The sequence below is a fragment of the Nonomuraea sp. NPDC048892 genome (assembly GCF_040649735.1).
Lineage (GTDB): Bacteria > Actinomycetota > Actinomycetes > Streptosporangiales > Streptosporangiaceae > Nonomuraea > Nonomuraea maheshkhaliensis.
The window spans coordinates 40073-60677 of sequence record NZ_JBEZFZ010000033.1 but is presented as its reverse complement, the minus strand read 5'-3'; the positions used below and the strand labels follow the sequence as shown (position 1 = coordinate 60677).

Here is a 20605-nt window from a genome sequence, read left to right as displayed (position 1 = left end):
GGGGCGCGTCGGCCCCGGGGGCCCGGGGCCGCGTGGTCCCGGGGAGTTCCAGATCAGACGATCTTGTGGATCCAGTTGTGGGCGTCGGGGCGGGCGCCGTACTGGATGCCCACCAGCTCCTCGCGCACCCGCATGGTCACCGGGCCGGGCGTGCCGTCGGCGATGGTCCAGGAGCGGTCGGCGCCCTTGACCGTGCCCACCGGCGTGACCACAGCGGCCGTGCCGCACGCGAACACCTCCGTGAGCTCGCCCGACGCGCACGCGGCCTGCCACTCGTCCACGGTGATGAGCCGCTCCTCGGTCTCCAGCCCGAGGTCCCCGGCCAGCTCCAGGATCGAGTCCCTGGTGATGCCGGGCAGCAGGGTGCCGGTGAGCGCGGGGGTGACGAGCTTGCCACCGAAGACGAAGAACAGGTTCATCCCGCCCATCTCCTCCACGTAGCGGTGCTCGTGGGCGTCCAGCCAGACCACCTGGTCACAGCCGTTCTCCACCGCCTGCCGCTGTGCGACGAAGGCCGCGGCGTAGTTGCCGCCGCACTTGGCGAAGCCGGTGCCGCCGGGGGCGGCCCTGGTGTACTCGGTGGACAGCCAGACGGAGACGGGCTTGAGGCCGCCGGTGAAGTACGAAGCCGCCGGCGAGGCGATGACCATGTACTTGTAGGTCTTCGACGGGTAGTTGACGCCCAGCCCCGCCTGCGTGGCGATCATGAAGGGGCGCAGGTAGAGGCTGTGGCCCTCGGTGGTGGGCACCCACTCCTTGTCGGTCTGGACGAGGAGCTCCAGCGAGTCGACGAAGGTCTCCTCGGGCAGTTCCGGCATGGCCATGCGCGCGGCCGAGCGGTTGAAGCGGGCGGCGTTCGCGTAGGGGCGGAAGGTCACGATCGACCCGCTGAGCTGGCGATACGCCTTGAGGCCCTCGAACAGCTCCTGCGCGTAGTGGAAGACCGAGGTGGCGGGGTCGAGCTGCAGCGGCCCGTACGGCAGCAGCCGGGCGTCGTGCCAGCCCTGGCCCTCGGTGTAGTCGATCGAGATCATGTGATCCGTGAAGGTCTGCCCGAAACCGGGGTCCGCCAGTACCTGCTCCCGCTCGGCCGCGGTGCGAGCGTGGTCGGATAGCTGCACGTCGAAGCTGAGCTTCTGAGCGATGGTCATGACGGCGGTCCTTCTCTCTGCGGTCTACCGAAAATCTACCGAAATCTACCGAAAGTTACCGGATCTACGGGGTCTGCCCGCCGGCTGCGGGCCCGCCGCGATGAGCGGCCATGCCCGTAAGGCAGTCCGTACTTCCTATTGTCTCGCCATATGGGATAGCAAGGGGCCAAAGGGGTGGTTAGTCCTTTTGGCCGCTGGATTCGCCTGCGCGGTCGCCGGAACCCGCACACGAAAAAGCGCCCGGCAGCCCTCCTCGGACCGCCAGGCGCTTGATCGGGGCTAGGCGGTCCTAGCCGGATACTCGCGCGGTGATGTCGTCGCCGATCTCGTGGGTGGTGCGACCGGCCCAGCCGGCCAGGCGCTCGACGATGTCGTCGGCGACCGCCTGCTCGACCTTGGCCGCCTCGGCGCGCAGGCCGAGATGGTCGAGGAGCATGGCGACGGACAGGATGGTCGCGGTGGGGTCGGCCTTGCCCTGGCCGGCGATGTCGGGCGCGCTGCCGTGGACCGGCTCGAACATGCTGGGCGCGGTCCGCTCGGGGTTGATGTTGCCGCTGGCCGCCAGGCCGATGCCGCCGGCGATGGCCGCGCCGAGGTCGGTGATGATGTCGCCGAACAGGTTGTCGGTGACGATCACATCGAAGCGCTCGGGCTGGGTGACGAAGAACATCGAGGCCGCGTCGATGTGGCTGTAGTCGGTGGTGACCTCGGGGTATTCCTCGGCCACGCGGTTGACCGTGCGCTGCCACAGGTCGCCGGCGTAGGACAGCACATTCGTCTTGTGGACGAGCGTGAGCTTCTTGCGCGGCCGCGACTTGGCCTGCTCGAACGCGTAACGCACCACGCGCTCGACGCCGTGGGCGGTGTTGAGCGACTCCTGGGTGGCGATCTCGTGGGGCGTGCCCCGCCGCATGGCCCCGCCGGTGCCGGCATAGAGGCCCTCGGTGCCCTCGCGGACGACGATCATGTCGATGTCCTCGGTGGGCGTGTCGGCCAGCGGCGTCTCCACGCCGGGGAACAGCTTGACCGGTCGCAGGTTGACGTAGTGGTCGAAGGTGAACCGCAGGCGCAGCAGCAGGTCGCGCTCCAGGATGCCGGGCGGCACGCTGGGGTCGCCGATGGCGCCGAGCAGGATCGCGTCGAAGCCGCGCAGCTCCTCCAGCACCGAGTCGGGCAGCGTCTCGCCCGTGCGGTGGTAGCGTGCGGCCCCCAGCTCGTAGTGGGTGGGCTCGATCTTCGTACCCACGGCCTCCAGGACCTTGAGTCCTTCGGCGACGACCTCGGTGCCGATGCCATCCCCGGGGATGACGGCCAAGCGGATGTTACGCGACTCCATGGGCTGTACCTTACCGGCTCGTCTCGTCTGACGAACACACCATCTCAAGGTCCGGACGTCCGATTTGGGGGGTTTACGACCTCTTGACCCATTCGCTAAAGTCCATCGGGCCTAATCCACACAACCGCTGTGTGGAGCCGGGGACCCATCTCTCCCCCAGGGGCGAATCGGCGCCCAGCGCGCCGTAGGGCTGTCTTCCAGGCCCGAGCCCGTCAGCTAACCCGGCCGGCCCCATGGAAGGACAAGTGCTCTGTCTCGCATCGCCATCGTCCTGGCGGCCGCGGCCGCCGGACTCACCTTGGCCACCCCAGCAGCCCAGGCAGCCACCCCCGACGACGACACCACCACCCTGACCGGCGCCGAGATCAGGCGCATCCAGGAGAAGCAACTCCCCGTTCCCGCCTGGAAGATCGCCATCAGATACGCCATGGACAAACGCGGCACCCCGTACGTCTGGGGCGGAGCGAGCAGGCAGGGCTACGACTGCTCGGGGCTGATGCTCCGGGCCTACGAGGCGGCCGGGATCGAACTCCCGCGCACCGCCGCGCAACAGTTCGGCGCGTTCTCCAGGAAGATCTCCTGGGACCACCTCAAGCCCGGTGACCTGGTCTTCTTCAGCGGGCTCGGTCACGTGGGCATGATCTCCAAACCCGGCTACATGGTCCACTCGCCGCACACGGGCGACGTGGTGAAGGAGGAGAAGCTCTCCGACTGGCGCAGGCAGGCGTTCGTCGGAGCGGTCCGGCCGGATCGCGCGGGCGTACGCGAGTGGAAGCAGGTGCTCGAACACCGCGAGGAGACCGGCCCCACCCCGCTCACCGCCTCCGTGGAGTGAGCCGCACGAGATAGACGGCGAGTGGGCGGCGGCCGCGCGGGGCCGCCGCCCACCCGCACCCGCCGCGCGCGCGGCCGCAGAGAGCGCGGAGCCGCCGTCCGCCCCACCCGCCGTGCGCCGCGCGCGCGGACGTAGCGTGAAGGCATGTCACCCGAGAAGGTGCACCTGACGGAGGAGAAGGCCACCCTCCTCGCCACGCTCTACGGCAGGGCGCTCGACGCCCGATCCCCCCGCCCGATCCTCGGCGACCGCATGGCCGCGGAGACGCTCGACCGGATCGAGCACGGTTTCGGCAGAATGGGCATGACCCCGGGCAGTGCCGCCGCGGTCGCGCTCAGGGCACGTTTCCTGGACAGGTGGGCCGCCGGGTTCCTCGACGCCCACCCCAAGGCCACGGTGCTGCACCTGGGCTGCGGGCTCGACACGCGTGTACACCGGCTCGATCCGCCGGACTCCGTCCGCTGGTACGACGTGGACTATCCCGAGGTGGTGGAGCTGCGCCGGCGGCTGTTCCCCGAACGCCGGGCCTACGCCACGGTGGGCACGTCGGTGACCGACCTGGCCTGGCTGGAGCGGGTCCCCGCCGACGCCCCCGCGCTGGTCGTGGCCGAGGGCCTGCTCTACTACCTGGACCCGGACGGCGGCCGGGCGCTGCTGCGGGCCATCGTGGAGCGGTTCCCCAGTGGCCTGTTCGTCTTCGACGCGCTGAGCTCGTTCGGGCTGCGGCTGCAACGGCTGAACAGGCCGGTGCGGAAGGCCGGGGCCACGATGCACTGGGGCATCGACGGCCCCGCCGAGCTGACGGCGATCCATCCGGGCCTGCGCTGCCTGTCGGCGGTGAGCGCGTTCGACATCGACGGGTTCGACCTGCTGTCGGTCACCCACCGCGTCGTGGCCCGGATCGCCTCACTGGTGCCGGGGATGCGGCGGACCGCGGTGTTCTACCGGCTGGAGTTCTGAAAGGCGCCGCCATCTAGCTGCGCTCCAGCCGCGCTCTAGCCGGGTTCTAGCCCTGTTCTACTGCCCGGAGCTCTGCGGAGCGCCGCCGTTGTCGCGCCGGTCCAGTGCCATCTGCACGGCCTCGACCGCCTCGTCCTCGTGGTCGTCGGCACGGTTCCAGGCATACATCTCGTACATGTCACTCATCTCATTTCGCGGACGTCGTTCGACTGGGAAGCCGGACTCCGGTCGGGAATCCGACCGGGCCTGATCGCGTGGTCCGGGTCACGGACCGGACGGAGGGACTTGACGGCCGACGCACACGCCGCACACCGCGACGGGTCGTCGACCTGCCCTAACAGGCCCCGCCGCGGCAGGTAATAAGTACGAGAACCTGGCGCATCACCGACAACAGTACCTGAGCATTCTGCTCGGATGTCCTACTATCTCGCATGGTGAGACGCGAAGGGCCGCCCCGTGGAACGGAACGGCCCTTTTCCGCTGATATCAGAAGAGACGCAGGTGTGTCAGTCCGCTGTGTCAGTCCTCCAGGTCCACCGAACGGCCGCTCTCGGCCCCGATCTCGGCGCCGATCTGCTCGACGACCTCGGCCGGGATGGCGGAGTCGACGGTCAGCGCGATGAGCGCCTTGCCGCCCTTGACGTCACGGGCCACCTGCATCGAGGCGATGTTGATGCCGTGCTCGCCGAGGAGGCGGCCCACCACGCCGACGATGCCGGGGCGGTCGGCGTAGGTGAGGAAGCAGAGGTGGGCCGTCGGCTCGATCTCCATCTCGTAGCCGTTGACCTCGACGATCTTGGTGATCTGCCGGGGGCCGGACAGCGTGCCGGAGACCGAGACCGTGCGGCCGTCGGCCAGCACACCGCGCACGGTCACCACGTTGCGCCAGTCGGGGCTCTCGGCGCTGGTCACCAGCTCGACGGCGATGCCGCGGTCCTTGGCCAGCAGCGGCGCGTTGACGTAGGTGACCTGCTCCTCGACCACGTCGGCGAAGACGCCCTTGAGCGCGGCCAGCTCGATCACCCGCACGTCCTGGGCGGCGATCTCGCCGCGCACCTCGATGTCGAGCTTGGTGGCCACCTCGCCCGCGAGCGCGGTGAAGACCCGGCCGAGCTTCTCGGCCAGCGGCAGGCCCGGCTTGACGTCCTCGGCCACGGCGCCGCCCTGGACGTTGACGGCGTCGGGCACGAACTCGCCCGCGAGCGCCAGCTTCACGCTGCGCGCGACCTGGGTGCCGGCCTTCTCCTGGGCCTCGTGGGTGGAGGCGCCCAGGTGCGGCGTGACGACGACCTGGTCCAGCTCGAACAGCGGGCTGTCGGTGCACGGCTCCTTGGAGAACACGTCCAGGCCGGCTCCCGCGACCCGGCCCTCCTTGAGGGCCGAGTAGAGCGCGGCCTCGTCCACGATGCCGCCGCGGGCGACGTTGATGATGCGCACGTTCGGCTTGACCTTGTGCAGCGCCTCGTCGCCGATGATTCCCAGGGTCTCCTTGGTCTTCGGCAGGTGCACCGTGATGAAGTCGGCCTGCTTGAACACCTCGTCGAGGCTCACCAGCTTGACGCCGAGCTGCGCGGCGCGGGCCGGCGGCAGGTAGGGGTCGTGGGCGATGATCTCGACGCCGAACGGCTGCAGCCGCTGCGCCACCAGCTGGCCGATCTTGCCGAAGCCGAGGATGCCGACGACCTTCTCGTCCAGCTCGACACCGGTGTACTTGGACCGCTTCCACTCCCCGTTCTTCAGCGCGGCGTGCGCCTGGGCCGTGTTGCGGGCGCTGGCCAGGACGAGGGCGACGGTCTGCTCGGCGGCGCTGGTGATGTTGGAGGTCGGCGCGTTGACGACCATGACACCGGCCTTGGTCGCCGCCTCGACGTCGACGTTGTCGAGACCGACGCCGGCGCGGGCGACCACCCGCAGCTTGGGCGCCGCGGCGATGGCCTCGGCGTCGACCTGCGTGGCGGAGCGGACGATCAGCGCGTCCACGTCGGCGAGGGCGGGCAGGAACTGGGACCGGTCGGCGCCGTCGGTGTGGCGGACCTCGAAATCCGCACCGAGTACGGCGAGGCCAGCCTCGGACAGCTCCTCTGCGACCAGAACGACGGGCTTGTTCACAGGTGTGGATCCTTTTGGTCACGGCGGCTTGGGAGGGTTCACGTCCATGGATCCCCCCGGCGGTCCCACAGAGTCTAACCGTCGCTTGTGAACGCGTTCACGAGGGACCCACCATGTGAGACGGGGACCGGCGTACCCACCGCGCGGCAAACTCATCCACTCTGGATGCATCTTTGTCTTGATCGGGAGATTTATTGGCCATTAGCCTGATAAGCCGTGGCCGACTACCTATGGTTCGTCATATGAGCATCGGGAATCCTGCGCTTGCCGACGTGCTCGCCCAGCATGGCGCTCCGCATCGCCTGCTGGGCGCTCTTGCCGACGGTGGAGTCCTGGTGGCAGTGCGACCAGATCGTTCCGTCGTCCTGGGGACGACGCAGGCGGGCGACCGAGTGCTGCTCGGATACACCAGCCCCGCTACCTATGCCAGGCACCGCGGCAGCCATTCCCTCTCGGCGTGCGATGCCGACACCATCCTGGACATCCAGCGCGTCACCGGCGTGCGCGAGATCGTCATCGACGCGGCCGGTCCAGCCGCCGCGGCCGTGCCCATCGACGATCTCCAGCGCTTCATCACCACGACGCGCACGGGACCGACGCCCGTCCTGTCGGGGGCCGTGCCGGCCGCCTACGCGACGGGCGCCATGGCCACCGTGTCGCGCGGTGCCGCGCTGGCCCAGGTGGCCCCGCCGACGCCGCACGCCCCCACGCTGCCCTGGGTGCCCGCGCCCAGGCCGCACCTGTCGGGGCCGATGCAGCAGGTGGACCCGGGATACCGGCGGTGCACGCATCCGATCCTGCCCGCGCTGCGGAAGGCGATCGGGTACCTGCTCATGGACTTCCCGCTGGTGCACCACGTCTGGATCTCCGAGGCCCGCACGGCGTCCGGGGCGCCGGGGATCATGCTGCATGTGAAGGTGCACATGTCGGCGGCCGAGGACGTCGTACGCGACCTGCACCGCCTGGTACGCGCCCGGCTGCCGCAGTTCGCCGCCTCCGGCGCGCCGATCCTCATGGCCAGGGTGGCCGACTCGCGCAGCGAGCAGCGGATGATCGAGATCGGCGCGCACGTGGTCTGCGCCAACGTCTCGGACTGAACCTGCCGTCCTGAACGGGCGGGCCCGCGAAAAGTGGGCCCTCCCGAACAAGGCCTCGCTCGGCTTCAATGAGGGAATGATCACACCGGCGACCGGCACGGCCACCGTTCCGAAGGGCGTGCGCCTCGGTTACGGGGTGGGCTCGTTCTGCACCGCCACGGTCAACGCCGTGCCGGGCCTGCTGCTGCTGTTCTACATGACCAACTTCCTGGCCGTGCCCGCATGGCTGGCCGGCGTGGTCGTCACCGCGCCCAAAATCTGGGACCTGATCATCAACCCGCTGGTCGGACGCTGGTCCGACCGGACCACCTCGCGCTGGGGGCCGCGCCGGCCGTGGCTGCTGGCCGGGGCGTGCACGCTGCCGGTCGCGTTCTTCCTGGTCTTCGCCGGGCCGCCGCTGACCGGGGTGCCGGCCGCGCTGTACGTCGGGCTCTGCTTCCTGGCCACGGCGACCGCGTACGCGCTGTTCGAGGTGCCGTACAAGGCGATGCCCGGCGAGATGACGCACGACTACCACGAGCGCACGTCGCTGCTGCAGTGGCGGATGGTGTTCATCGGCGCGGCCACCGCCATCAGCGGCGTGCTGGCCCCGGCCATCGCCCACAGCGAGGGCACGGACGGCACGCTGAACAGCTACCGGCTGATGGCGCTGACGATCGCGATCGTGCTGTTCGCGGCCATGCTCGGCTCCTTCTTCGGCACCGCCCGCGCCCCCATGACCGGCGCCCCGGAAGGGGATCGGGGCACGTGGCGGGAGCAGTTCGCCGCGATCAAGGGCAATTCGGCGTTCTTGTGGCTGACCGTGCTGGCCTGCGTCCAGATGCTGGCGGTCAGCATGATGCTGGCGGCGGCGCCGTACTTCGCCACGTACACGCTGGGCTCGTCGGCGGCCACGCAGACGCTCTTCGCCGTGCTGGTGGGGCCGATCCTGCTGACGATGCCGCTCTGGGTGCGGGTGGCCAAGCGCCTGGACAAGCGCGGCGCGATGGTGGTGGCGGCGCTGCTGTTCGGGGCCGGCACGACGGCCGCCATGGCGACGCCGCTGTTCGGCCCGATCTGGGCGCACGTCACGATCCTGGTGGTGGGCATCGGGTACGCGGGCGTGCAGCTCATGCAGTTCTCCATGCTCGCCGACGTGATCGCGGTGGACGCGGCCAAGACGGGCAAGCGGCGGGCCGGCGTGCTGACCGGGCTGTGGACGGCCATCGAGAGCGGGTTCAGCTCGTTCGGCGCGCTGATCTTCGGGGTGATCCTGTCGATCAGCGGCTTCGTCGAGTCCCAGCCGAGCAAGCCGGTCGAGCAGCCGGACAGCGCGGTGACCGCGGTCCTCATCGGGCAGACCACGGTCCCCGCGCTGATCATCTTCGCGTCGGTGCTGATAACGCTGAAGTACCGCCTCACGCCACCCGTCGCGCCGGAGCCGGCCGCGTCCGAGTGAACGCCCCGGCGATCAGCGCCGCCAGCAGGGGCAGCCCCAGCACGAGCGCGGCCAGGAACGGCCACGGCAGGGCGAGGTCGCCGGACCCGCGCACCATCCGCATGCCCCGCGTCACGGCCGTGGCGGTCACCAGGCCCGCCACCAGGCCCGTGACCGCGCCCAGCCCCGCGATGTAACCGGCCTGGGCCGCCACCACCAGCCTGCGGGTCAGGGGACGGCCGCCGACGGCCGACAGGGTGTCGAGATCGCGGCGCATGTCCGCCGCGGCCAGCCCCGTGGCCGCGAACGTGCCGCCGAGCACCAGGATCACGGCCGCGGCCAGCAGCGCCCCGAGCATGAGGGCGTACTCTTCGTCGCTGCCGTCCTCGACGACGACGACATACGCGCCGATCGTCAGCTCCTGCAGCTCCGGCCCCAGACGATCCGGCACGGGCCGGAGCAGCGTGGCGTACAGCCTCCGCTCGACGGTCTCGAACCCGGCCTGCTTCAGCGCCGACGCGGGGATCACGGCGCCGCCCTGGCCTGCCTGGGCGCCCTCGGCGGGCACCGCCGGGACGCGGATCCGGACCTCGTCGGCGTCCTCTCCTCCCACGACGCCCACGTCTATGGCACCGTCGCTGATCAGCCGGGAGTCGAACACCACCGCCCGGCCGGCCGCCAGCGCGGCCTCGGCTGACGGGTCTCGCCGCCCCTGGAGGAGGGCGAGCAGCCGGGCGTCGCCGGTGATCGGGAAGTCGAGCGGAGATCCGTAGGAGGTGGGGGAGGTCGCATCCGCCGGTGAGCGCACGGAGATCGCCAGCTCCCGTCCCTGGTCGTCCACCGCCGCGAGCGCGGGGACGAAGGTCGCCGCCGGCAACCGCGCGCGCATGGCGGCGCGCACCTCCGACCAGCCGTGATCGTCGACGTTCTCACCGTGGACGATCAGGGTGCCTTCGGGCGCCGTGAGTCTGAAGTCCTCGCGGCGCTCGACGTACGCCGAGTTGTACGCGATGCCGACCGTGACCGCCCCCATCGTGGCCGCCATGACGGCCGCCACCGCCGAGGCCGTACGGCCGCCATGACGGCCGCCACCGCCGAGGCCGTACGGCCGCGATGGCGGGCGCCGTCACGGATCGACAGCCGGGCCGGCAGCGGCAGCCGGGCGGCGAGCCGTCCGGTGCGGCCCACGAGCCACGGCGTCAGCGCGATCAGCCCGAAGAGCGTCACCGTGGCCGAGGCCACCACGCCGAGGTCGTCCCTCGACGCGACGGTGAACATCAGGGCCACGCCCAGCAGCACCAGCACGAGCCCGAGCACCGGAACGCCCGCACGCTCACGCGCCTTCGCCGCGCCCGGCGAGCACCTGGGCCGGGCTCTGCCGCGCCGCGCCGACGGCCGGGGCCACGGCCGCCACCAGGGCGCTGACCAGGCCGAGCGCGGCCACACCGAGCACCTGCCACCACGGAATGTCCGGTGACCCGCTGGTCCAGTCGAGCTGCCTGGCCACGACCGACACCACGGCCAGGCCCGTGCCGGCGCCCAGGCCAGCGCCGATCAGGGCCGCGGCGCCGCCCAGGAGCAGGCCGTCGGCCAGCACGATCGTGCGCAGGTGACGCGGCGAGCCGCCCTGCGCGGCGACGGTGACCAGCTCCCTGGCGCGCCGGCGCAGCCCGACGGCGAACGCGGGCCCGGCCAGCAGCACCGTCTGCGTGACGACGAGCAGGACGGCGATGGCCAGCCACAACCGCTGGTCAGGGCGGATGGGAGCCGCGTCGAAGGCGTCCGCGCGCGGGCTCTCGACGACGGCGCGGGAGGCCACGCGCACTCCCGCCCGGTTCAGCCGTTTCACCTCCTCCCAGGTGACCGGGGCCGGGGTGTCCGCCAGCCAGCCGGGGCCGCGCCAGGTGCCGTCGGGCGGACGTACGGAGTCGTACAGGGCGACGACCTCGCTGATGCCAGGGCGGTTCGGGTGCTCGACGACGCCCACCACGCGCTTCGGCTCGCCGCTCCTGGCCACCTGGAGCGTGCCTCCGACGGTGACGCCCGCGTCGAGCAGCGCGGGCGTGACGGCGATCTCCTGCGGCGTCGCGGGGTGGCGGCCTCGCACGAGCGGCCTGAGGCCGCTGCCGAGCGGGTCGCGCAGGTCGATCTCCAGCAGCTCCACCCGGCCGAAGCCCCCCGGCAGGCGGGCCCCGGTCGTGTACTGGTGGAAGGGCAGCAGCCGGCCGCCGGTCAGCGCGGTGATCTCGGCGGTGGTCCAGCCGGGCGGTCGCGCCCCCGTCTGCTGCTGGTCGCCGTACCTGCCGGCCGGGTCCTGGGTGACGAGGGTCCTGCGCAGGTGCGCGTAGACGGCGGCGTCGGCGACCGGGCCCAGCAGGGAGGGCAGCTCGTCGCGCGCGGACAGCTTCGTCGTCTGCGACAGCGTGAGCAGCCCCGTGATGAGCAGCACGGGCAGGCCGATCATTACCATGATCAGCGCGCTGCGGCCCTTGGCGCGGGCGGCGTCCCTGCGGGAGATGCGCAGCGCGGCGCGGAACGCGCTCACCTGGCGCTCTCCAGCCGCACGGCGTTCGCCTCGGCGATGCGGCCGTCGCGCAGGTAGATCACCCGGTCCGCCCAGGCGGCGTAGCGGGGCTCGTGGGTGACGAGCAGCACCGCCGCGCCCGCGTCGGCGCGCGTGCGCAGGAGCTGCAGGATCTCGTCGCCCGTGGCCGTGTCGAGCGCGCCGGTCGGCTCGTCGGCCAGCAGCAGCCGGCGCTCGCCCGTCAGCGCCCTGGCGATGGCCACGCGCTGGCGCTGCCCGCCGGACAGCTCCTCGGGGAAGCGGCCCGCGACCTCCTCCGCGCCCACCTCGGCCAGCGCCTCCAGCGCCTCCGCGCGGGCCCGGCCCGTCCTGACGCCGTCGAGCTCTCTCGGCAACATCACGTTCTCGGCCGCCGTCAGCGACGGGATCAGGTTGAGGTCCTGGAAGACGTAGCCCACGCTGGTACGTCTCACAGCGGCCAGGTCCTTCACCCCCGCGAGGTCCCTGCCCTCGATCGTCACGCTGCCCGAGGTCGGCCGGTCGAGGCCGCCCGCCAGGTTGAGCAGCGTGGACTTGCCCGAGCCCGAGGGCCCCATGACCGCGACCAGCTCACCGGCCGTGACCTCCAGGCTCACCCCGCGCAGGGCGTGCACCGGGCCGTGCTCGCGGGTCACCTCCCGCAACTCCACCACAGTCATCGGTTCTTCTCCTTGGATACGGCCTCGCAGTGGTCCAGCCAGCGCTGCTCCGCCTCGGCCTTGAAGATCAACGAGTCGAGCACGAGCCGCTGGGCGAGCCCTTCGGCCGTTCGCTTGGCCTTCGTGAGCCGCTGCAGCGCGCGCATGGTGGCCACCCGCTGGGTCTGGACGACCTCGGCGACGTTCACACCGGAGGCCACGGCCATCGCGATCTTGATGGCCAGCTCGTCCCTGGGCCGGTCGGTCTGGGCGACGGGGGTGCCGAACCAGCGCTCCAGCTCCTCCCGGCCGGCCTCGGTGATCGTGTAGACCGCGCGGCCCTGGTCGTCCTCGCCGCCGGGCGCGACCAGCCCATCGCGCTCCAGGCGGGCGAGCGTCGTGTAGACCTGGCCGATGTTGAGGGGCCAGGCCGCCCCTGTGGACGCCTCGAACTCCACCCGTAGCTGGTAGCCGTAGCGTGCCCCGCCGTTCAGCAGCGCCAGCAGTCCGTGTCTGATCGACATGGATACCGAGTATGCATACGGAGTATGTCCATCGCAAGTGATCCGCGTATTCTGGACACGAAGCGAGGTTCAGGCCGATACTCGCTACATGAGCTCCACGCATCCGCCCTTTCGCGCCTCAGACGGAGAGCGTGACCGTGCGATCGACGAGCTCAGAGACCGCGCCGTGGAGGGCCGGATCTCCCACGACACCTTCGTGGGCCGGGTCGACCAGGCGCTGCGCGCGCAAAACCGGCGCGAGCTCGACGAACTCGTGGCCGACCTGCCACGGCGGCCCACGTTCCGGCAGCGGCTGACCGACGCCGTCGCCTCGGTGTCGGAGTTCACCACCCGGGTGCAGTCCGCGTGGCGGCGTCCGCGCCTGCCGCGCCTGGCTCTGCCCGACGACGACCGGCTGCGTTACGTGGTGGGCCGGGGGTCGGCCTGCGATCTCGTCCTGTCGGACCTGACCGTCTCCCGGGTCCACGCCGAACTGCGCCGGGAGGGCGACGGCGCGTGGCTGCTGGTCGATCTCGGCTCGCTCAACGGCACCCGGCTCAACGGGTGGCGCCTGATGGGGCCGGCGCGGGTGAAGTCGGGCGATGAGGTCTCGTTCGGCGACTGCGGCTTCATGGTCACCTCGCACCAGCCGTCCTGACCGCCGCACGAGCGGGCCTGGCCACCACACGAGCGGGCCTCGGCCGCCGGGAGGCGGCCTGGGCGCCGGATCGGTGCGCTGATCTCGGCGCTTGGTGCCGATAAATACGGATATTTGCGGATTACAGGGTGACTGTGGTGATCCATGCTTCCAGGCGATCCCCCAGTCACTTGGAGACCCCATGCGGCGCACCTCAGCATCCCTCGTCGCGGGCGCGCTCGTCGCGGCCCTCGCGTGGGCGTCAGGACCCTCCTCCCCCGCCGTGGCGCTCGACCCCTCCGTGGGCGCGGCGGACCTGACCCAGGACATCAACCAGATCCTCAGCGACTCCCGGCTCACCATCGCCAGAGCCGGCGTCGTCGTCAAGAGCGCTCAGACCGGCGAGGAGCTGTACGCCACCGACGCCGGCAAGCAGCTCATCCCGGCCTCCAACACCAAGCTGTTCACCTCGGCGGCGGCGGTGGAGACCCTCGGTCTCGACTACCGCTTCCCCACCACCGTGCTGAACACCGGCCGCAAGGCGGGCTCGGTGCTGGCCGGCGACCTGGTGCTGCGGGGCACCGGCGACCCGACCATGCTGGCCGAGGACTACGACGCGCTGGCCGCCGACGTCGCCAAGGCCGGCATCAAGGTCGTCACCGGCAAGCTGGTGGCCGACGACACCTGGTTCGACGACCGGCGCCTCGGCAACGACTGGGCCTGGGACGACGAGACCGCGTACTACGCGGCGCCGATCTCGGCGCTGACCGCCTCGCCCGACCGCGACTACGACGCCGGCTCGGTGATCGTGGCGGTGTCGGCCGAGAACGGCAAGGTCAAGGTGTCCACCACGCCCGCGACCGACTACCTGAAGATCGTGAACAAGGCCACGGCGGGCGCCGAGACCGACGTGCTCATCGAGCGGCAGCACGGCACGCGCACGGTGGTCGTCACCGGCACGGTCGCCGACCCCTACCAGGAGTGGGTGGCCGTGGACGACCCCACGGCGTACGCGACCTCGCTGTTCCGCAAGGCGCTGGGCAAGCACGGCGTCAAGGTGCTCGGCACGACCGAGTCCGGCGCGGCTCCGGCGAACGCGAAGAAGCTGGCCGAGCACCAGTCGATGACGCTGGGCGAGCTGCTGGTGCCGTTCATGAAGCTGAGCAACAACATCCACGCCGAGATCCTCACCAAGGCCATGGGCCGCAAGGTGTCCGGCCAGGGCACGTGGTCGGCCGGGCTCAAGGTCAGCACCGACTTCGCCAAGGCGAACGGCGTACAGGTGATCAACATGCGGGACGGCTCGGGGCTGTCGCGCCGCGACGGCTTCTCGCCGGGCTCGATCGTGCAGCTCCTGTCGGCCGTACGCGCCAAGCCGTGGTTCTCCACCTGGTACGAGTCCCTGCCCATCGCCGGCAACGCCGACCGGTTCACCGGCGGCACCCTGCGCAGCCGGATGCGCGGCACGCCGGCGGCGGACAACGTGCACGCCAAGACTGGTTCGCTGACCGGCGTCACCTCGCTGTCCGGCTACGTCACCAGCGCCGACGGCGAGCCGCTGATCTTCTCGATCATGCTCAACCAGTACCTGTCCGGCTCCCCGAAGGACATCGAGGACAAGATTGCCGTCCGGCTCGCCCAGTTCTCCAGGACGGCCGCCGCGGGCGAGACCGCGCAGCTGCGCGCCACGGACGCGGGCCAGGCGGGCGACCTGGAGTGCTCGTGGCTCAAGCCGGTCCAGTGCTGACGACAGTGCTGACGACCACGTGAGATCGTGCTTCAGCCGGTGGGAGCCGCCGGCTGAAGCACTCAGCCAGTACGGCCGGCCATCAGCCGGCTTCGAGCACGAAGAACAGGAAGCTCAGGAACCTGGTGCCGGTGCGCTCGCGGAACTCCTCGGGGAACAGCTCGCGGGCCTCCGGCGCGTACGGCGGCTCGCTGATGGCGCTGATGCGGAAGCCGGCCCCGGTGAAGGCCTCGGTCATCGCGTGCAGCGGCCGGTCCCAGAAGCTCATCGTCGCGCTCTGCCCGCCCATGGTCCACTCTTCGACCCGGTTGCGGACCTCGAAGTACTTCGGCCTCTTCTCCCCTGCCATGGCACTGAAGAGGGTCACCACGAAGGGATGGTCGACCGAGGCGAACAGCCGGCCGCCCGGCCGCAGCACCCGGCGCAGCTCGGCCAGCGTCGGCCCCCAGTCCCGCAGATAGTGCAGCACCAGGGACGCGACGACGTCGTCGAACGCGTCGTCGGGGAAGGGCAGCGGGGCGGCCAGGTCAGCGACCCGCAGATCGGCGTCGGCGCCCAGCCGCTTTCTGGCCAGCTCCAGCATCCCGGCGCTCGCGTCGACGCCGGTCACGACGGCGCCTCGATCGCGCAGCTCGGCGAACAGGGGGCCCGAGCCGCAGCCGGCGTCGAGGATCCGCCGTCCGGCCACGTCGCCGGCCAGCTCCAGCATCGCGGGGCGCTCGTAGTACGCGTTGACGAGGCTGCGCTCGTTCTCGGTCGAGTAGCCCTCGGCGATCCCGTCGTAGTCGTTGAGCGGGGCGGGGTTCGCGGTCTCGATCTGATCTTCGGGCGTGGTAGGCATGCGGGCCATTCTGGACCAAGAACCCGATCATGAGCGCTGCCGGCGAGCCACGTGAGTTCACGGCCCCGACGCGCGGAGGGCCGCTCTGGTTTACCGGCCGCAACCAGGGGCGTATTACGATTCAGCTACCTGGAACTCCAGGTATGGCGCGGAATTTCCGTACAAAGCCGACTTGGGGGTACCAGAATGCGGTTCGACGCGGTGTCGAGCCCCCGACCGGAGGACTGAAATGCGCAGACAGCTCCAGGCGATGGCCTGCCTCGGAAGTCTGGCGGCATTGAGCATCCCCGCCCCGGCCGCGGCCTCCAGCGACCGAAACGCCCAGCGGACCGCCCAGCAGACCACGCAGCAGACCGCCCAGCAGAGCACCCAAGTGAGTGCACAGCAGAGCTCGCAGGCGTGCCGGGTGGTCGCGCTCAAGCCGTTCGTCTCCAAGAGCAGGGTGCGCGGCACCGTCGCCAGGACGGGCTGTGCCGACCAGGCCCGGCTGCGCGTGCGCATCAAGGTCTCCGCGGCGGGTCCCGACCGGGTCGTGAAGAGCGGCTCCAAGGTCGTCGGCAACGGCCGGATCACCGCCAACGTGAAGTGCGGCAGCACGCCGCGCCGCTACTACGTGGTCGCGCTCGACTCGCAGGGCCGGACGAACACCTCCCGGGCGCTGAAGCTGGCCTGCGGGCGCCCGGCCTCCAACTCCGGCTCCAGCGGCTTCGCCTCCGCCGCCGAGACGGCCGTGGTCACGCTCACCAACCAGGCCAGGGCCAGGAACGGCTGCCGTCCCCTCGTCCACGACGCCAAGCTGCACCGCGCCGCCGAGCGGCACTCGGCCGACATGGCGCGCAACAACTACTTCGATCACGAGTCGCAAGACGGCCGCACGTTCGACCAGCGGATCAAGGCCGAAGGCTTCGACTTCCGCCTGGCCGGCGAGAACATCGCCAAGGGCCAGCCCAGCGCCGCCGCCGTGGTCAGGGCCTGGCTCGACAGCCCGGGGCACCGGGCCAACATCATGAACTGCTCCTTCACCCACATCGGCGTCGGGCACGCCGGTCAGGGCCCCACCTGGACGCAGGACTTCGCCGCCCGTTAGGGCACCTCTCCCTGGACCAAGGGAGCGTCGGGCTTACACCGGCCACACCCCGAGCCGGTTCCCCACCGCACGCCCACGCGCTCCCCTTCCGGGCGGACCCGGCCGCGCCTCCCCCCGCACAAAGGACCGCGGCCGGGTCCGCACACCTCCCACCGCACGCCCGTCCACACGAGCCGCCGCACGCCACTCGGGCCGCCACGCGTCCGCCCCGGCAGGCCGCCGTACGCCGCCCGCGCCGCCTATTGGGCCGGCCGGTCCGAGAAGCGGGCCAGGACGAGCGCCTCGACGACGCCGACCACCGCGTACGCCAGGATGGACACCCCCGTGACCACCACGATGTCCGCCCACACCTCGTCGTAACGGAACCCGCCGATCGCCCGCAGGATCTCGGCCCCGATGCCCTGCCCGGTGGCCAGCCACTCCGCGATGAGCGCGCCGATGATCGAGGCGGGCACGGAGATCCGGGCCGAGGCGAAGATCGAGGGCATCGCCGTCGGCACCGCCACCTTGCGCAGCACGGTCAGCCGGGTGCCGCCGTACGCCATGATCAGATCGGTGGCCTGCGGCGAGGCCGATCTCAGCCCGAAGGCGATGTTCACGAGCGCGGGGAAGAACACCACGACGCCGCCGATGACGGCGACGCCGACGAGATCGCGGCCGAAGATGAGCGTGATCAGCGGCGTCATGACGACGAGCGGCACCGAGCGCAGCAGCATCGCGACCGGCATGAACGTCTGCTCGACGGTCCTGAACAGCACGAACGTGACGGAGACGACGGTCGCGGCGATCATCCCCGAGGCGAAGCCGACGGCGGCGTCCCTGACCGTGATGCCCAGCGCGCCGAACACGGCCTCGCGGTGGGCCGCGGACGACGTCAGGTACTCCCAGACCTGCGGCGGACGCTTGCCCACCAGCGGGCTGATCCCGAACGCCTCCAGCGCCAGCCACCAGGCCGCCACGACGATGACGACGGAGGGCGCGAGCGGCCCCACGATCCGCAGCACGATCCGGCCGATCACCGCGACGCCCCTCTCGACCAGGGGGTGACCACGCGGGCGACGAGCGCCACGAGCGCGTAGCCGAGCCCCGCGATCAGGCCGGCCACGAGCGCCAGCCCCCAGGTGCGCGGCACCTGGAACTGCTGCTGGGAGATCATCAGCGACACGCCGAGCCCCTGGTCGTTGCTGCCCAGATACTCGCCGATGATGGCGCCGAGCAGCGCGGACGGCGCGGAGATCTTCAGGCCGGCGAACGTGCTGGGAAGAGCGGAGATCACCTGTACGTAGCGCAGCCGCGCCAGGCGTCCGCCGCCGTACACGGTGACGAGGTCGAGGCTGGCCCGGTCGGCCGAGCGCAGCCCGAGCAGGGCGCCGATGAGGGTGGTGAAGAAGACGGAGATGGCCGCGAGGAAGACCACGGTCGCCTCGCCGCCGAAGACCACCAGCACGATCGGCCCGATGGCCAGCAGCGGAACGCAGTAGCTGATCACGGCGAGCTGGGTGGCGACGGCCTCAAGCCGGGGCACGAGCAGCACCAGCAGCGCCACGCCGATGGCCAGGCCGTTGCCCCACAGGAAGCCCTGGACGGCCGCGGTCAGGGTGGCGGAGGCGTTCGGGCCGTAGAAGGCCCAGCCGTCGCGGCCCATGGACGCGAGCACCGCGGCGGGGGTGGGCACCGCGCCGCCCTCGGCGAACACCGTCGCCGCCAGCAGCCACCAGAGCGCGACGAGGGCGACGACCCCGATCAGCCCCTGGACTCGTCTCATGCGCCGTGCCCGAACAGCAGGTCGCTGAGGTGGTCATGGATGGCGTGGAACTCGGGCGTACGCATCATCTCCGGCGTACGCGGACGCGGCAGGTCGATCTCCACCATCTCGATCACCCGCCCAGGCCGCGGGCTCATGACCGCCACCACGTCCGACAGGAAGATCGCCTCGCCGATGCCGTGGGTGACCATGAGCGTGGTGGCCGGCTTCTCGGTCCAGATGCGCAGCAGCTCCAGGTTGAGCCGCTGGCGGGTCATGTCGTCCAGGGCGCCGAACGGCTCGTCCAGCAGCAGCACGCTGGGCTTGACCACGAGGGCGCGGGCGATCGAGACCCGCTGGCGCATGCCGCCGGACAGCTCGGCGGGGCGGGCCTTCTCGAAGCCGTCGAGACCGACCAGCTTGATCAGGTCCTCGATCACCCCTGGCTCGGGCCTGATCCCGGCCACCTCCAGCGGCAGCCGGATGTTGGCCGCGACGCTGCGCCAGGCGAGCAGCGCCGAGTCCTGGAAGGCGATGCCGAGGTGGTGGCTCCTGCGCAGCTCCTGGGGCGTCTCGCCGTTCACCGAGACCTCGCCCTCGGTGGGCTCCTCCAGGCCGGCCAGGATGCGCAGCACCGTGGACTTGCCGCAGCCGGACGGGCCGAGCAGCGACAGGAACGCGCCCTTCGGCGTGCTCAGGTCCACGCCCTCGACGGCGGTCAGGCCCTTGCCGAACGTCTTGCTCAGCCCGGTGACGCTGATGCCGCTCATGCCAGTTTGAGGCTCGGGTCGGCCTGGTAGATCTCATTCAGGATCGACAGGTCGAACAGCTGCTCGGCCTTGATGTCCAGGCCCGCCTTGGCCAGCGACTCGATGTTCTGCGCGATCAGCTCGGGCGTCATCGTGAACAGGCCGTTGGCCTTGGCGTCGGGGGTGACGACGAGCTCGTTCTGCATCTTCGCCTCCTCCGTCTGCTCCTTGACGTCGAGGTTCTGGTCCTTGCCGTAGACGGTGGCGGCCAGCTCGGCGGACTTGGCCGGGTCGGCGACGGCGTCCTTCCAGCCCTTGATCTCGGCGGTGAGGAACGCCTTGAGCTTGTCGCGCTCGTTGTCGATGGTCTCCTGCGTGACCGTGAACGTCTCGGCGACCAGCGGCAGCCCGGCGTCGGCGAGCAGCAGGTACGCCGGGTCGTGGCCCTGCATGCGCAGGTTGACCGGCCCGCTGGTGACGAAGCCCACGTACCCGTCGAGCTGCCCGGAGGTGAGCATCGACGGGTCGGACTGGAACGGCACCCGGGTCACGCTGGACGCGTCGAGGCCGTTGGCCTTGAGCAGCGCGTTCCAGACCAGCTCGTTGGAGTCCTGCACACCGATCTTCTTGCCGGCCAGGTCCTTGGCCTCCTTGATCGGGTTCTTGTTCAGGGAGACGATGGCGAACGGGTTCTTCTGGAACGTCGCGCCGACAATCTTCAGCGCGGCGCCCTGGAGCACGGCGGGGGCGGTGATGGTGGGCGCCGACAGGCCCGCCCAGCAGCGGCCGGTGGCCAGGCCCGACTCGACCGAGGTGCCGGAGCCGCCGCCGGACAGCAGCTCGACCTGGCTGAACCCGGCGTTCTTGAAGTGGCCGTTGGTGTCGGCGAAGTACTCGCCGGCGAACTCGACGTTCTTCTTCCAGGAGAGCTGCAGCTTGATCGCCCCGAAGCCGCCGCCCGCGGCGCCCGTCGCGCCGCCCGTCGCGCCTCCAGTGGCGCCGTCGTCGCCGCAGGCGGCCAGACCGAGCGCCAGACCGGCCAGACCGGTTGTCCGCAGGAACGCGCGACGGTCGAGGGTAGCCATAATTCTCCTTGAACGGCCTAGACGTGCAGGTCAGGAAGCTATCTCCCGATTATTACCATCGTGTGACGGTCATTTCGGACTGCGGGCCGATCCGGCCGTGGAAGGC

At 70.9% G+C, this 20605-nt stretch carries 19 protein-coding genes and 1 riboswitch; of the genes, 7 read left to right on the top strand and 12 right to left on the bottom strand.

Translation table 11 applies throughout. The features are described 5' to 3' along the window. Window positions 1-53: 53 nt before the first annotated feature. Together AB0C28_RS49645 and AB0C28_RS49640 are read right to left on the bottom strand one after the other, a co-directional pair. On the bottom strand, window positions 54-1151 hold the full coding sequence (locus AB0C28_RS49645) for a branched-chain amino acid aminotransferase (RefSeq protein WP_357848486.1): 1098 nt from the start codon (window positions 1149-1151) through the stop codon (window positions 54-56). Between the two features lie 289 nt (window positions 1152-1440). Continuing rightward, on the bottom strand, window positions 1441-2487 hold the full coding sequence (locus tag AB0C28_RS49640) for a 3-isopropylmalate dehydrogenase (protein WP_357848488.1): 1047 nt from the start codon (window positions 2485-2487) through the stop codon (window positions 1441-1443). A 98-nt stretch (window positions 2488-2585) separates the two neighbouring features. Continuing rightward, window positions 2586-2732, top strand: a riboswitch (cyclic di-AMP (ydaO/yuaA leader). Between the two features lie 53 nt (window positions 2733-2785). On the opposite strand from AB0C28_RS49640, the gene AB0C28_RS49635 reads away from it, so the two are divergent. Both AB0C28_RS49635 and AB0C28_RS49630 read left to right on the top strand, forming a co-directional pair. Further along, window positions 2786-3322, top strand: a complete 537-nt coding sequence (locus AB0C28_RS49635) for a C40 family peptidase (RefSeq protein WP_358083504.1) — start codon at window positions 2786-2788, stop codon at window positions 3320-3322. Window positions 3323-3466: 144 nt separating this feature from the next. Further along, the gene (locus AB0C28_RS49630) at window positions 3467-4282 is read left to right on the top strand and encodes a class I SAM-dependent methyltransferase (RefSeq protein WP_357848493.1); all 816 of its coding nucleotides are present in this window, start codon (window positions 3467-3469) and stop codon (window positions 4280-4282) included. Between the two features lie 519 nt (window positions 4283-4801). Here AB0C28_RS49630 and serA read toward each other — a convergent pair. Beyond that, a complete protein-coding gene (gene serA, locus AB0C28_RS49625) occupies window positions 4802-6391 on the bottom strand; it encodes a phosphoglycerate dehydrogenase (RefSeq protein WP_358083501.1) in 1590 nt (529 codons plus the stop codon). 242 nt (window positions 6392-6633) lie between these two features. Between serA and AB0C28_RS49620 the strand changes: the two genes are divergently transcribed. Together AB0C28_RS49620 and AB0C28_RS49615 are read left to right on the top strand one after the other, a co-directional pair. Further along, window positions 6634-7488 carry a hypothetical protein gene (locus AB0C28_RS49620; RefSeq protein WP_358083498.1) on the top strand — a complete coding sequence of 285 codons (855 nt, stop codon included), beginning with the start codon at window positions 6634-6636 and terminating at the stop codon, window positions 7486-7488. Between the two features lie 76 nt (window positions 7489-7564). Then, window positions 7565-8926, top strand: coding sequence for an MFS transporter (locus AB0C28_RS49615; RefSeq protein ID WP_357848497.1), 1362 nt, complete (start codon window positions 7565-7567; stop codon window positions 8924-8926). Here the strand turns inward: AB0C28_RS49615 and AB0C28_RS49610 are convergent. From AB0C28_RS49610 to AB0C28_RS49595, 4 genes are all read right to left on the bottom strand, one after another. Beyond that, on the bottom strand, window positions 8886-9962 hold the full coding sequence (locus AB0C28_RS49610) for a hypothetical protein (protein WP_358083495.1): 1077 nt from the start codon (window positions 9960-9962) through the stop codon (window positions 8886-8888). The genes AB0C28_RS49615 and AB0C28_RS49610 overlap by 41 nt on opposite strands. Before the next feature lie 276 nt (window positions 9963-10238). Next, the gene (locus AB0C28_RS49605; protein ID WP_358083492.1) at window positions 10239-11450 is read right to left on the bottom strand and encodes an FtsX-like permease family protein; all 1212 of its coding nucleotides are present in this window, start codon (window positions 11448-11450) and stop codon (window positions 10239-10241) included. Then, window positions 11447-12127, bottom strand: coding sequence for an ABC transporter ATP-binding protein (locus AB0C28_RS49600; protein WP_358083489.1), 681 nt, complete (start codon window positions 12125-12127; stop codon window positions 11447-11449). The genes AB0C28_RS49605 and AB0C28_RS49600 overlap by 4 nt, the downstream gene beginning before the upstream one ends. Further along, a complete protein-coding gene (locus AB0C28_RS49595) occupies window positions 12124-12630 on the bottom strand; it encodes a helix-turn-helix transcriptional regulator (protein WP_357848503.1) in 507 nt (168 codons plus the stop codon). Before AB0C28_RS49595 ends, AB0C28_RS49600 begins: the two co-directional genes overlap by 4 nt. A gap of 88 nt (window positions 12631-12718) precedes the next feature. Between AB0C28_RS49595 and AB0C28_RS49590 the strand changes: the two genes are divergently transcribed. After that, on the top strand, window positions 12719-13267 hold the full coding sequence (locus AB0C28_RS49590; protein ID WP_346114026.1) for a DUF1707 and FHA domain-containing protein: 549 nt from the start codon (window positions 12719-12721) through the stop codon (window positions 13265-13267). Between the two features lie 181 nt (window positions 13268-13448). Beyond that, a complete protein-coding gene (dacB, locus tag AB0C28_RS49585; RefSeq protein ID WP_357848506.1) occupies window positions 13449-14993 on the top strand; it encodes a D-alanyl-D-alanine carboxypeptidase/D-alanyl-D-alanine-endopeptidase in 1545 nt (514 codons plus the stop codon). 82 nt (window positions 14994-15075) lie between these two features. Here dacB and AB0C28_RS49580 read toward each other — a convergent pair whose 3' ends face one another. Beyond that, complete coding sequence (locus tag AB0C28_RS49580; RefSeq protein ID WP_358083486.1) at window positions 15076-15843, bottom strand: class I SAM-dependent methyltransferase; 768 nt, start codon at window positions 15841-15843, stop codon at window positions 15076-15078. A gap of 220 nt (window positions 15844-16063) precedes the next feature. Here AB0C28_RS49580 and AB0C28_RS49575 point away from each other — a divergent pair, with 220 nt between their 5' ends. Then, the gene (locus AB0C28_RS49575) at window positions 16064-16921 is read left to right on the top strand and encodes a CAP domain-containing protein (protein ID WP_358083483.1); all 858 of its coding nucleotides are present in this window, start codon (window positions 16064-16066) and stop codon (window positions 16919-16921) included. 239 nt (window positions 16922-17160) lie between these two features. Here the strand turns inward: AB0C28_RS49575 and AB0C28_RS49570 are convergent, their stop codons facing one another. From AB0C28_RS49570 to AB0C28_RS49555, 4 genes are read right to left on the bottom strand one after another with little or no spacing between them, the layout of a single operon-like run. Next, a complete protein-coding gene (locus tag AB0C28_RS49570) occupies window positions 17161-17940 on the bottom strand; it encodes an ABC transporter permease subunit (protein ID WP_358083480.1) in 780 nt (259 codons plus the stop codon). Then, the gene (locus tag AB0C28_RS49565; RefSeq protein ID WP_358083477.1) at window positions 17937-18686 is read right to left on the bottom strand and encodes an ABC transporter permease subunit; all 750 of its coding nucleotides are present in this window, start codon (window positions 18684-18686) and stop codon (window positions 17937-17939) included. Before AB0C28_RS49565 ends, AB0C28_RS49570 begins: the two co-directional genes overlap by 4 nt. Further along, window positions 18683-19435 (bottom strand): ABC transporter ATP-binding protein, encoded by a 753-nt coding sequence (locus AB0C28_RS49560; RefSeq protein WP_357848516.1) that lies wholly within the window; start codon window positions 19433-19435, stop codon window positions 18683-18685. Before AB0C28_RS49560 ends, AB0C28_RS49565 begins: the two co-directional genes overlap by 4 nt. Continuing rightward, window positions 19432-20499 (bottom strand): ABC transporter substrate-binding protein, encoded by a 1068-nt coding sequence (locus AB0C28_RS49555; protein ID WP_358083475.1) that lies wholly within the window; start codon window positions 20497-20499, stop codon window positions 19432-19434. The genes AB0C28_RS49560 and AB0C28_RS49555 overlap by 4 nt, the downstream gene beginning before the upstream one ends. Window positions 20500-20605: the final 106 nt, after the last annotated feature.